Below are 12,799 nucleotides of genomic sequence, written 5' to 3' on the forward strand. Positions count from 1 at the left end.
GGATCTCGGCTCCGTCGATCTCCTTGGGCCGCTCGCGGTCAAGGAGCTGTCGACGAACCGCTCCCTGGCTATCCATCGAATCCTTCTCAACATTTATGAACAGTCCATGCTCTTCCTGCCGCAGCGCCGCTTCGAGAGCCACGACCTCCCTGGGTCAGCCCGAAGCCGGCCTCGCGGGAGCAGGCGCTCGCTGCAGCGCCTCGGCCAGGAGCGACCGGTAGAGCGGCGAGCTCTCGCGGAGGGATTCGTGCGTGCCCACCGCCGCGACCCGACCGCCGTCGAGCAGCACGTTGAACGTCGACCTGAGGAGGTGCGGCGCGTGGGTCACGACGATGGCCGTGCGCCCGGCGGCGACCTCGCACGCCGTGCGGAGGACCGCCTCGGCTGTGGCGCCCGGCAGGCCCGCCTCCGGCTCGTCCAGCACGAAGACCCGCGGCTCGCGCAGCAGCACCCGCGCGAGCAGCAGCCGCCGCGCCTCACCGCCCGACAGGCTCGGCGGTGAGGCGCGCACCTCCGTCGCGAGGCCGCGCGCAGGCCGCGCCTCGCCCCCCGCCGGCGGCGCGCCTGCGAGCTCGTCGAGCTCCACCCGGCGGAGCGCCTCGCGCATGCGCTCCTCCGTGGGCGCGGGATCGAGGCCGAGCGCCAGGTTGTCCGCGATGCTCCGCTCGAACAGCCGCGTCGATTGCCCCACCACGCCGAACAGCCGCGGGAGCTCCTCGGGCGGGATCTGCCGCAGATCCACGCCACCCACGGCGATCGCGCCCGACGACGGCTCGTCGAGGCGCAGGAGCAGGCGCAGGAGCATCGACTTGCCGCTGCCGGAGCGACCGCAGACGCCGACGACCGCTCCGGCGGGGATCGAGAGCGACACGCCATCGAGGACGGGGCGGCTCGCGCCCGGCGGCGTGAACGTGACCCCCTCGAAGGCGATCGACAGGGGGCGCCTCGCCTCGCCGTCCAGCTGCACCGCGAGGCCGCCGGAGGGGCGCGGCGGGTGCTCGGGCAGGCGCAGCAGCGCGAGCGTCGCGCGCAGCAGGGAGGCGCGCTCGATGAAGCCGGCGCGGAGGGCGTCGAGCGCCTCGAGGCGCGCCATCAGCAGCGGCACCACGAGCAGGAGCTCTCCGACCTGACCCGCGCCGGCGACCCCGCGAGAGGCCGCGAGCGCGGCGACGATGACGAGCGGCGAGAGCGCGGCGAGCGTGCCCTTGATCTGGCCGGAGACGGCGAGCGCCTGGCCGAAGCGGCGGCGCGCGTCCGCGACCCGGCGCGCGGCCGCGGCGAGCTCTCCCTCGGCCTGGGCGCGCGCGCCGAGCAGGCGGAGGTCCTCCGCTCCCGAAAGCGCCTCGCCCACCGCGCCGAAGACGGCCGTGTCGGCGTGCTGCATCTCCCGCATCGCGCGCGCCACGCGGCCCGAGGCCCGGTCGGCCGCGAGGCGCGAGGCCGCGAACAGCGCCGCGCCGCCCGCAAGGACGAGCGCCATGCCGCTCGAGACCAGCGACCCGGCGAGGACGGCGAGCGTCGCGAGCGCCTGGGGCAAGCCGGTCGCGACGGCGATCGCGAAATCGGCGACGAGGCCGGCGTCCCGCGCGATCGCGAGCCGCACGACCTCCGCGCCCCGGACGGGCGGCGCGGGCCCGGCGCTCGGCGGCCGCGGCGCGGGCCCCGCCGCCTGCGCCGCGATGAGCGCGCGCCCGGCGGCGTCCACGTCGCGGGGCGAGGCGGAGAGCGCCGCCCGGAAGAGCGCGACGCGGAGCGCGGCGGTGAGGTCGCCGCCGAGCTCCGAGCTCTTCCGGCCCGAGAGCACCGCCAGGGAGGCGGACACGAGCGTGGCGCCGAGCGCTGCGAGGACCACGGCCGCCGGCGGTGCGCCGGCGAGCAGCCGGGCGAGCGCGCCGCCGATGCCGCCCGAGGGCGGCGCCTCGCGTCCGGAGACGGCGCCGATGGCCACGCCGGCCATCGCCGGGAGCAGGCCGGACAGCGCGCCCGCGAGCGACGACAGCGCCACGACGAGGGCGAGGCGCGCGGCGGCGCTGGAAGAGCCGCCTCGCGAGCCTCCCGATGACGACGACATGGGCGACACGCTCCCCTCGCGCAGCGAGCGAAGACCGATCCGCAGGATCGCGAGGAGCGCGCGCATCGACGTGCGATGCCACGGTACACTGCCGGCGCTGTTGCGCGCGACGCGCATTCGATCGACCCTCTCCTCGTGCGCACCGCGCTCGTGGCCCTGCTCCCGCTGCTCGCGGCCTGCGAGCGCCCGCCGCCCGCGCCGCCGGCGGGGGCCGACGCCGGGGCGCTCACCCCCTGGGCGCGCGGCGCCGCCGCGTCGCTGGACGACCGCGGCGCCCGCCTCCGGACGGACAGCGCGCCGGCGGTGGGGTCCGTCGAGCCGGATGCGCTCGAGGAGATCCTCGCCGCCGCGCGGGAGGCCGCCCCCGGGCCGGCCGATGGCGTGAGCGTCGCGAAGATCGGCACGAGCACCGGCCTCCCGGCGCCTTCCGCGCCCCCGCCGGAGCCGGCGCCCGCCCCCACCCCTGCCCCCCGCTCGCGCGTCGAGATCGGCGCGCCCATGGTGCAGGCCAACATGTCGAGCCCGGCGATCGAGAAGGCGGCGCGGGCGCAGCTCTACTGGGACCTCGTGCAGCGCTGCCGCGGCCCGGGCGGGAGCCTGCTGCCGCCTGACGCCATCCGGGTGGAGTTCAACGTCGACGCCGAGGGCTATATCGTGGTGCCGACGATCATCGGGAGTGCGTCCGACCCCCGCTACGACGAGGCGGCCACCTGCATGCGGCGGGAGCTGTCGGGCGCAGCGTTCCGCGCGCCCGCAGGCGCGCGCGGGCTCCCAACCCGGGTCGACGCCACCGTGCCTTCGGTCGACTGAGCCGGAGCGGGCCTGGCCGGCCTACCCACCCGGGTTGGGCCATCCGCGCCTACCCACCCGGGTTGGGTCATCCGCGCCTACCCACCCGGGTTGGGTCATCCGCGCCTACCCACCCGGGTTGGGCCATCCGCGGCCACCCACCCAGGTTGGGCCATCCGCGGCCACCCACCCAGGTTGGGTCATCCGCGCCTACCCACCCGGGTTGGGTCATCCGCGGCCACCCACCCAGGTTGGGCCATCCGCGCCTCCCCACCCGGGTTGGGTCATCCGCGGCCACCCACCCAGGTTGGGCCATCCGGGCTGCCCACCCAGGTTGGGCCGGCCGGGTTGGGCCGTCCGGGCTGCCCACCCAGGTTGGGTCGCGACGGTAACCAGCCTCGGGCGCTACGCCGGCGCGCGGTACCGCGCCACGACGACCGTGATGTCGTCGTCCGGGCTCGGGCACCACCCCTCGACCTCCCTCAGGATCCTGTCGCGGATCGCCTCGACCGGCGCGGTCTGCGCGGCCTCGATGGCGGTGCAGAGCCGCTCCAGCCCGAACTGCTCGCGGTGCGCGTTGCGCGCCTCCGTCACCCCGTCGCTGTAGAGCACGAGCACGTCCCCGTCCTCCAGGACGAACTGGGCGTCCCGTGTCACCTCGTCGATGACGGGCAACACGCCGATCCAGACGCCCGAGCTCGGGATGCACACGCACCGCCGCGTGCGCGCCGAGCACACGATGATGTCGTCGTGCGCCCCGGCGAACGTCACCCGCCCGCCCCGCTCGTACCGGAGCAGGAGCAGCGTCGCGTGCTCGTCCCGCTTCAGGCGGCCGCGCACGTTCTTGTAGAGCGCCTTGTTGAGCGCCGCGAGCAGCTCGCTCGGGCTCGCGCCCGGGTCCCTGCTCGTCAGCGCCGACACCATGCTCTGGATCATCAGCATCACGAGCCCCGCAGCGAGCCCGTGCCCCGCAACGTCGCCGATCCCGAGCCACCCCCCCTCGGGCGTCGCGATGACGTCGTAGTAGTCGCCGCCCACCTCGGCCGCCGGCGTCATGGCCGCCGAGAGCTCCAGCCCCTCGATGTGCAGCTGCTCCGGCACCAGCGTCGTCTGGAGGCGCGCCGCGAGCGCCGTCTCCTGCCGCTCGCTCTCCTGCTCCAGCCGCTCGCGCAGCTCCACCTGACGCACCATCTCCCGGTGCAGCGCCACCGTCTTCACCGCGGAGCCGATCTGGAGCCGCAGCGCGTCGTAGACCATCTCGTTCATGCCGCTGTTCAGCGCCATCACCCCGAAATACTCGGTCTCACCGAACGTGAGCGGCATCACGACGACGCTCGTGCGCTCGCTCGGGCTCAGGAACCCGGGAGGGGCCAGGGTGCGCGACGGGAAGCCCTCGGTCGGCGGCGTCACCGCGTGGCCGTCCTCCATCAGGAACAGCGTCTTCATGGTGGCTCGCTGGGCGTCGTCGTAGAGCGAGACCGCGGCGCGCGTGAAGTGCAGCCTGGGCATCTCCGAGGCCAGCATGCGCTGGAAGAGGGGCAAGCTCAGGCACGTCGAGAACCACCGCCCGCTCCAGCTCAGGTCGATCGAGGCGACCTCGACGTCGAGGCGCTGCCGCCCCTCCACGCGCACGGACGCGCTCCCGATGAGGACGCGGCACGCATGCCACAGCTGCTCCAGGGCCTCGTTCACGGCGGCGTCGCCCCCCTCCTCGACCGGCCGCCGGAGCCGCGCGCGCAGGAGCGTCACCACGCCCTGGAACAGATCGAGGAACACCCCCTCGCGCCCGGCCGTGTCGAGGACGCGCTCCAGCACGTGCAGGAAGCACCCGTCGTGTCCGTCGAGCTCCTCCTCCAGCGCCGACAGGAGCCCGCCGGCCCAGCCGTCGAGCGACGCGGCCGGGATCCCCACGGCCTGCTCGAGCGCGCGCTCCAGCTCGTCGCGCCGGCCGCCGAGCGACATCGCCCCGACGCGCGGCGGGTTCGTGAGCGGCCGCATCGCGATCGCCTGGTACGCGCAGCCGCAGGATTCGCGCCGCGTCAGCTCGATCTGCTGCATGTTCCGTTCCGGGACGGGCTCGCCGTCGAGCATGCGCACGACCGTCTCGAGCGCGATCTCCCCGAGCCGCTTGATCGGCTGGCGAACCGTCGTCAAGGACGGCTTCGCGTAGCGCGCCACGCCCACGTCGTCGAAGCCGCACACAAGGATGTCCCTCGGCACGTGGAGGCCCCGCGCCTTCAGGAGCTCGATCGCGCCGAGGGCCATGTTGTCGTTCGCCGCGACGACGGCGTCGATCTCGACCCCGCGGTCCAGGATCTCGGCCATCGCGGTGCGGCCCGTCTCGATCGTGAACTGGCCGCTCGCGACGAGGCGCTCGTCGTACGGGATCGCGCGCGCGGCGAGCGCCTTGCGGAACGCGTCGGCGCGGATCCTCGCCTCCCCGTTGTTGACCGGCCCGCCGATGTACGCGACGCGCCGGCACGCGTGATCGTCGAGCAGGTGGCCGGCCGCCATCTCGATCCCGAGGCCGTTGTCCACGACGATGCTCGGGATGCCCTCCAGCGGGATCCCGATGCTGCACAGGGGCATCGGCGCGTAGTCCAGGCAGAAGCGCTGCACCCCCTCGGCGCCGACGAAATTGCACAGCGTCGCCGACGCGACAACGATGCCGTCGACCGCCTCCGCGCTGACGAGGCGGTAGATGCTGTTCTGGGCGGCCTCGGAGGGGCCGTGGGCGGAGAGCGTCTCCCCGACGGCGATCACGAGGTTGACGTCGTGCGCCTCGGCGGCGCGCTCGACCCCGATCCGCAGCGCGGATTGGTACTCGCCGCGCACATAGTCCATCACGAGGGCGATCGTCCGGCGCTTCTTCATCTTGTCCTGCGGCTCTCCGGTCAGGTGTCCTCGATCGAGACCAGCTCCGGAGACATGCGCTCGAGCGCCGCCAGGCTCCGTCTTTGCCATCCTAGCCGCGCGTCCGTGCGGAACTGCACCTTGCACTTCAGCCCCTGGCCCGCGAGCCCGCAGATGAAGCTGATGAACGCCTTCAGGCAGCTCGAGTTGAGAAAGTAAAGAGCCCTTATATCGAACTGCACCGCGCTGATGGAGAGGCGCATGACCTCTCCCTGGAGGGCCTTGAGGCAAAGGCCGAGCGGCGCCGCCGCCGCCATGTCGCCCGTGCCGGTGAGCTTGACGCCGAGGGTGTCGTCCCTCAGGGTCGGCTCGATCCCGAAGCTGTCCGTGACGACAGGCTCAACCCGTAAACCGCTCATCTCCCCTCCATCCCGCAACCGGCGCCTGCGCGATGATCGTCAGCCTGCTCCCCTCGATCGTGCAGTCCACGTCGAGCCCGCCCTCCGCGCGCACCCGCGCGAGGCCGAGCCCCGATACCCCTTCTACCATCGCCGTCTCACGGATGAGCTCGTCATAGTGCCTCACAGGATCGCTCGCCGACCTCAGCGCGGAGAGCCGCCGCTCCACCTCGCGCAGCCGCTCCGGCGACGCCTCGTTCCGCGCGCGGATCACGAGCACCCGCGCGCCCTCGCCCCCCTCCAGCGCGAGCTCGAGGCTGACCTCCGGGCCGGACGAGTACTTGATGAGGTTCTCGACGAGCTCGTGCGCGGCCATGTAGAACCGCGAGCTCTCACTCTCATCGTCCAGCACCATCCCACAGAAGCTGGACACCAGCCGTAACACCGCGCTAGCCATCCGTTCACTCGGGAAAAACGTGATGCACAAGAACGGTGAAGCGTCCTGGCTCAGTCCGGAAGCTAACACGGTTCACGCAGCGTACGTAATTCTTGCACCGGATCCAATCCCCCTTGATCGGCCGTGTGCCCATGTAGGCGAGCGAACGATCGCGAGCGCCCCGGCGCGCCGTTCCCGTTCACGGTGTCCCTCTCGACCACGGCGCTCGCCGCTTCGCCGGCGCGCCGCCGCGCCTCGACCGATGCATCAGGGCTGCCGGGGGGCGCGGTACCTCGCCACGACGACCGTGATATCGTCGTCGGGGCTCGGGCACCACCCCTCGACCTCCTTCAGGATCCTGTCACGAATGACCACGACGGATTCGGTCTGCACGGCCTCGATGGTGGTGCAGAGCCGCTCGAGGCCGAACTGCTCATGGTGGGCGTCGCGCGCCTCGGTCACTCCATCGCTGTAGAGCACGAGGACGTCGCCGTCCTCCAGGACGAACTCGGCGTCTCGCGTCAATTCGTTGATGGATGGCAGCGTGCCGATCCAGACGCCCGAGCTCGGGATGCACACGCAGCGGCGGGTCTTGGCGCGGCACACGAGGATGTCGTCGTGCGCCCCGGCGAACGTCACCCGCCCGCTCCGCTCGTACCGGAGCAGGAGCAGCGTCGCGTGCTCGTCCCGCTTCAGGCGGCCGCGGACGTTCTCGTACAGCGCCGCGTTGATGGCCGAGATCACCCTGGCGGGGCTCGCCCTCGGGTCCCTGCGCGTCAGCGCCGAGACCATGCTCTGGATCATCAGCATCACGAGCCCCGCCGCGAGCCCGTGCCCCGCCACGTCGCCGATCCCGAGCCAGCCGCCGTCGGCGGTCGCGAGCACGTCGTAGTAGTCGCCGCCCACCTCGGCGGCCGGCTTCATGACGGCGCAGAGCGAGAGCCCCGCGACCGACAGCCGCTCCGGGACCAGCGTCGTCTGGATGCGCGCCGCGACGACGCTCTCCTGGCGGACCCTCTCCTGCTCCAGCCGCTCGCGCGCCTCCACCTGGCGGACCATCTCCCGGTGCAGCGCCGCGGCCTTGGTCGCGGAGCCGATCTGGAGGCGGAGCGCGTCGTAGATCAGCTCGTGCGCGCCGCTGCTGAACACGGCGACACCGAACTTCTCCTCGTCGCCGAACGCGACCGGAAGCGCGATCATGGTCGTGCGCTCCCGGCCTCCAAGGAACCCGTCGGGCGCGAGGCGCCGCGCCGGGAAGCTCGCCGCCGGCGGGTCCACCTCGCGGCCGTCCTCCATCAGGAAGAGCGACCGCATGACACCTCGTTGCGCCTCGGGAGCGTCGTCATACAGCGACACAGCGGCCCGCGATATCCCGAGGACCGGCAGCTCCGACGCGAGCACGCGCTTCAGGCCGGGCAGGCTCAGGCACGTCGAGAAGCTCCGCGCGCTCCAGCTGAGGTACGTCGCCGCGAGCTCCACGGTCAGCCGCCGCTCCCCCTCGACGCGCATCGACGCGCTCGAAATGACCATGCGCGACACGTGCCAGAGCCGCTCGAGGGCGTCGTAGAGAGCGACGCCCCCGCCGCCCGACGGCGGCCGGCCGAGCCGCTCCCGGAGCACGTCGATCACGCCCTGGAAGTGATCGAGGATCGCGCCCGCGCGCCCCGCCGCGTCGAGCAGCGCCTCGAGCGCGTGCCGGAAGCGGTGCTCCCGCCCCGCGAGCTCGTCCTCCAGCGCCGACAGGAGCTCGCCAGGCCAGCCATCGAGCGAGCCCGTCGGGATGGCCACGCTCCTCCTGAGCGCGGTCTCCAGCGACTCCCGCCGCGCCGCGATCAGGGACGCCCCGTCGCGCGGCGTCGAGGCCGACGGCGCGAGCGAGGCGCTCGCCTGGACCCGGCAGCCGCACGACTCACGGCACGTGAGCTCGACGTCGAGGAGCGCCACGTCCTCGACGACCTCGCCGTCGAGCATGCGCATCATCGTGTCCACCGCCTGGGCCCCGAGCCGCTTCATGGGCTGGCGAACGGTGGTGAGCGACGGCTTGGAGAAGCGCGCGATGAAGGCGTCGTCGAAGCCGGACACGAGGATGTCCTGCGGGGCGCGGAGCCCCCGCTCCGCGAGCAGCTCGATCACGCCGAGGGCCATCTTGTCGTTGGCGGCGACCACGGCGTCGACCTCGACCCCGCGGTCCAGGATGTCGCGCACCGCGACGCGGCCGCTGTCGATCGTGAACGCGCCCGCCGCGAAGAGGCGCTCGTCGAGCGGGAGGCCGCGCGCCGCGAGCGCCGCCCAGTAGGCGTCGGCGCGCGCCCTGGCCTCCTCGTTGTTGGACGGTCCGCCGACGTACGCGATGTTCCGGCGCCCGTGGACGTCGATCATGTGCCCGACCGAGAGCTCGATCCCGAGGCCGTTGTTCACGATGAGGCTCGGGATACCGTCGATCGCCATCCCGATGCTGAAGACGGGCAGCGGCGCGTAAGCCCGGAAGAACTCGCGCATCCCCTCGATGCCGATGTGATGGCAGAGGGTCGCCGAGGCGACGATGATGCCGTCGACCGTCTCCGGGCCGATGAGCTGATAGACGCTGTTCTGAGCCGCCCCCCCCTCGCCGGGCAGCGCGAGCGTCTCTCCGAAGGCGATCACGAGATTGACGTCGTGGGCCTCCGCGGCGCGCTCGATGCCGAAGCGCACCTCGGACTGGTAGTCTCCCCCGACATAGTCCATCAGGAAGGCGATCGTCCGGCGCTTCTCGCTCATCTCCCGCGGCTCTCGCGTCAGGTATCGGCGATGGAGACGAGCTCCGGAGACATGCGCTCGATGGCCGTCAGGCTCCGCCGCTGCCAGCCGAGCCTCGCGTCGGTGAGGAACTCCACCTTGCACTTCGGCCCCTGGCTCGCGACGCCGGCGATGAAGCTGATGAACGCCTTCAGGCAGCTCGAGTTCAGGAAGTAAAGGGCCCTCACGTCGAACTCGATGGCGCTCACGCGGAGGCGCGCCGCCTCGGCGTGGAGGTCCTTGAGCAGCAGACCGAGCGGCGCGACCGCCGCCATGTCGCCCGTGCCGGTGAGCTTGACGATGAGGGTGTCGTCCCTCAGGGCCGGCTCGATCCCGAAGCTGTCCGTGACGACGGGCTCAACCCTTAAGCTGCTCATCGACCCTCCACCTCCCCACCGGCGCGTGCGCGATGATCGTCAGCTCGTTGCCCTGGATCGTGTAGTCCACGTCGAGCCCGCCCTCCGCGCGCACCCGCGCGAGGCCGAGCCCCGACACCCCTTCTACCATCGCCGTCTCACAGATGAGTTCGTCATAGTGCTTCACAGGATCGCTCGCCGCCTTCAGCTCGAAGAGCCGCCTCTCCACCTCGCGCAGCCGCTCCGGCGACGCCTCGTTCCGCGCGGAGATCTTCATGACGCAGGAGCTCTCGCGCTCCTCCAGCGCGAGCTCGAGGCTGACCTTGGGGCCCGAGGAGTACTTGATGATGTTCTCGGCGAGCTCGTGCGCGGCCATGTAGAACCGCGAGCTCACGTTGGCGTCGTCCAGCACCATGCTGCAGAAGCTGGACACCAGCCGAAGCACGCTGTTGGCCATACGCTCGCTCGGATGGAACGAGATGCATAGAAACAGTGACCCGTTCGGACTCGGTTCGGACACTGACACGATTGGCGCAGCGTACGTGGTTCTCAACCCGGATCCAATCCCTTCTGCTGACACCGACGATAGCGCTCATGTAGGAAAGCGGGCGGCCTCGGGCCACAGTTGCCACAGTTACAGTGTTCGAGGCGCGCTGTACCTCGCCACGACCACCGTGATGTCGTCATCGGGGCTCGGGCACCAGCCCTCGACCTCGCCGAGGATCCGGTCCCGGATCGCCTCGGCGGGCGCGCTCTGGGAGGACTCGATGGTGGAGCACAGCCGCTCGAGGCCGAACTGCTCGTGGTGCGCGTTGCGCGCCTCCGTCACCCCGTCGCTGTAGAGCACGAGCACGTCCCCGTCCTCCAGGACGAACTCGGCGTCTCGCGTCATCGCGTCAATGGCGGGCAGCGCGCCGATCCAGACGCCCGAGCTCGGGATGCACACGCAGCGGCGGGTGCGCGCGCGGCACACGATGATGTCGTCGTGCGCCCCCGCGAACGTCACCCGCCCGCTCCGCTCGTACCGCAAGAGGAGCAGCGTCGCGTGCTCGTCCCGCTTCAGCCGACTGCGGACGTTCTCGTACACCGCCCCGTTCACCGCAGAGAGGATGTCCCCGGGGCTGGCGCGGGGGTCGTTGCGCGTCAGGGCCGAGATCATGCTCTGGATCATCAGCATCACGAGCCCCGCAGCGAGCCCGTGCCCCGCGACGTCGCCGATCCCGAGCCAACCGCCCTCGTCCGTCGCGAGCACGTCGTAGTAATCGCCGCCGACCTCCGCGGCCGGCTTCATGACGGCGGAGAGCTCGAGGCCCTCGACCGAGAGCTGCGCCGGCACCAGCGTCGTCTGGATGCGCGCCGCGACGACGCTCTCCTGGCGGACCTTCTCCTGCTCCAGCCGCTCGCGCAGCTCCACCTGCCGCACGACCTCCCAGTGCAGCGCCGCGGCCTTGACCGCCGAGCCGATCTGGAGGCGCAGGGCGTCATAGACCATCTCGTTCGCGCCGCTGTTGAGCACCGCGACACCGAACTTCTCCTCGTCGCCGAACGCGACGGGGAGCGCGATCATGCTCGTGCGCTCCCGGCCTCCCAGGAACCCTTCGGGCGCGAGGCGGCGCGCCGGGAAGCTCTCCGCCGGCGGCTCCAGCTCGCGGCCGTCCTCCATCAGGAAGAGCGCCTTCATGGTGGTGCGCTGCGGGTCGTGCGCGGTGTCATAGAGCGACACCGCGACCCGCGAGAACTGCATCCGCGGCAGCTCCGACGCCATCATGCGCCGCAGGATGGGCAGGCTCAGGCAGGTCGAGAAGCTCCGCGCGCTCCAGCTCAGGTAGAGCGACGCGAGCTCCACGTTGAGCCGCTGCTGCCCCTCGGCGCGCACGGACGCGCTCCCGATGACGATCCGCGAGGCGTGCCAGATCCGCTCGAGCGCCTCGTCGAGGACCGCGTCCCGGAGGGCCCCGTTACCCCGGCGGAACTGCTCGCGGAGCAGCGTGATCATGCCCTGGAAGTGCTCGAGGATCGCGCCCTCGCGCCCCGCCGCGTCGAGGAGCGACTCGACAGCGCGCAGGAAGCGGCCCTCGGTCCCCGCGAGCTCCTCCTCCAGCGCCGACAGGAGCAGGCGGGCCCAGCCGTCGAGCGACCCGGCGGGGATCGCGACGCTCTTCTCGAGCAGGCGCTCCAGATTGTCCCGCTGGCCAGCGGACGGGAGCGGCGCGCTCCACGCCTTGCTCGGAGGCGCGCCCGCGGGCTCCACCTGGTACCCGCAGCCGCAGGACTCGCGCAGCGTGAGCTCGACCGGGAACAGGTTGTACTCGGGGACCGGCTCGCCCTCGATCATGCGCACGATCATGTCCACGGCGCGCGCGCCGATGCGCTTGATGGGCTGGCGGATGGTGGACAGCGACGGCTTCGCGAAGCGCGCGATGACGGCGTCGTCGAAGCCGCACACGGGGAGGTCCTTCGGGACGCTCAGGCCGTGCGCCTTGAGCTCCTCGATGGCCCCGAGCGCCATGTTGTCGTTGGCGGCGACAACGGCGTCGAACGCGGCCCCGCGCCCGATGATCTCCCGCATCGCGGCGCGCCCCGTGTCGATCGTGAAGCCGCCGAACGCGACGAGGCGCTCGTCGGCGCGGAGCGAGCGGTCCGCGAGCGCCCTCCGGTAGGCGTCGGCGCGGACCTCCGCCTCCTCGTTGCTCGGCGGCCCGCCGATGTACGCGACGCGCTGGCACCCGTGGCCGTCGACGAGGTGTCCGACCGAGAGATCGAGCCCGAGGCCGTTGTCGACCAGGAGGCTCGGGATGCCGTCGATCGCCATCCCGAGGCTGCAGATCGGCAGCGGCGCGTAGGACCGGCAGAACCGCTTCATCCCCTCGGTGCCGACGTGATGGCAGAGCGTCGTCGAGGCGACGATGATGCCGTCGACCGTCTCCGCGCCGATGAGGTGATACATGCTGTTCTGGGCCGTGCTGGCCGCCCCGGGCAGCGCGAGCGTCTCGCCGAAGGCGATGATGAGATTGACGTCGTGCGCCTCGGCGGCGCGCTCGACCCCGAAGCGCACCTCGGACTGGTACTCGCCTCGTACGTAGTCCATGAGGAGGGCGATCGTCCGGCGCTTCTTCATCGT

General features: G+C 72.1%; 9 protein-coding genes. 1 reads left to right on the top strand and 8 read right to left on the bottom strand.

Annotation, left to right across the window (positions count from 1 at the left end):
- Positions 1–154 precede the first annotated feature (154 nt).
- On the bottom strand, positions 155–2,137 hold the full coding sequence (locus tag WMF44_RS27995; RefSeq protein WP_437293101.1) for an ATP-binding cassette domain-containing protein: 1,983 nt from the start codon (positions 2,135–2,137) through the stop codon (positions 155–157).
- 69 nt (positions 2,138–2,206) lie between these two features.
- On the opposite strand from WMF44_RS27995, the gene WMF44_RS28000 reads away from it, so the two are divergent.
- A complete protein-coding gene (locus tag WMF44_RS28000; protein WP_437293102.1) occupies positions 2,207–2,881 on the top strand; it encodes a hypothetical protein in 675 nt (224 codons plus the stop codon).
- A gap of 384 nt (positions 2,882–3,265) precedes the next feature.
- On the opposite strand, the gene WMF44_RS28005 is transcribed toward WMF44_RS28000, so the two are convergent.
- The 7 genes from WMF44_RS28005 to WMF44_RS28035 form a co-directional block, all read right to left on the bottom strand.
- Positions 3,266–5,734: a SpoIIE family protein phosphatase gene (locus WMF44_RS28005; RefSeq protein ID WP_437293103.1), complete on the bottom strand. Its 2,469-nt coding sequence runs from the start codon at positions 5,732–5,734 to the stop codon at positions 3,266–3,268.
- A 20-nt stretch (positions 5,735–5,754) separates the two neighbouring features.
- A complete protein-coding gene (locus WMF44_RS28010; protein ID WP_437293104.1) occupies positions 5,755–6,132 on the bottom strand; it encodes a hypothetical protein in 378 nt (125 codons plus the stop codon).
- Positions 6,113–6,526: a hypothetical protein gene (locus WMF44_RS28015; protein WP_437293105.1), complete on the bottom strand. Its 414-nt coding sequence runs from the start codon at positions 6,524–6,526 to the stop codon at positions 6,113–6,115. The genes WMF44_RS28010 and WMF44_RS28015 overlap by 20 nt, the downstream gene beginning before the upstream one ends.
- A 288-nt stretch (positions 6,527–6,814) precedes the next feature.
- The gene (locus tag WMF44_RS28020) at positions 6,815–9,304 is read right to left on the bottom strand and encodes a SpoIIE family protein phosphatase (protein ID WP_437293106.1); all 2,490 of its coding nucleotides are present in this window, start codon (positions 9,302–9,304) and stop codon (positions 6,815–6,817) included.
- Between the two features lie 17 nt (positions 9,305–9,321).
- The gene (locus WMF44_RS28025; RefSeq protein ID WP_437293107.1) at positions 9,322–9,699 is read right to left on the bottom strand and encodes a hypothetical protein; all 378 of its coding nucleotides are present in this window, start codon (positions 9,697–9,699) and stop codon (positions 9,322–9,324) included.
- Entirely contained in the window at positions 9,680–10,135 is a 456-nt protein-coding gene (locus WMF44_RS28030; RefSeq protein ID WP_437293108.1) for a hypothetical protein, read from the bottom strand. The genes WMF44_RS28025 and WMF44_RS28030 overlap by 20 nt, the downstream gene beginning before the upstream one ends.
- Before the next feature lie 177 nt (positions 10,136–10,312).
- Positions 10,313–12,796, bottom strand: coding sequence for a SpoIIE family protein phosphatase (locus tag WMF44_RS28035; protein ID WP_437293109.1), 2,484 nt, complete (start codon positions 12,794–12,796; stop codon positions 10,313–10,315).
- Positions 12,797–12,799 lie beyond the last annotated feature (3 nt).

The organism is Sorangium sp. So ce426 (assembly GCF_051475585.1).
In the GTDB taxonomy this organism is placed as follows: Bacteria; Myxococcota_A; Polyangia; order Polyangiales; family Polyangiaceae; genus Sorangium; species Sorangium cellulosum_B.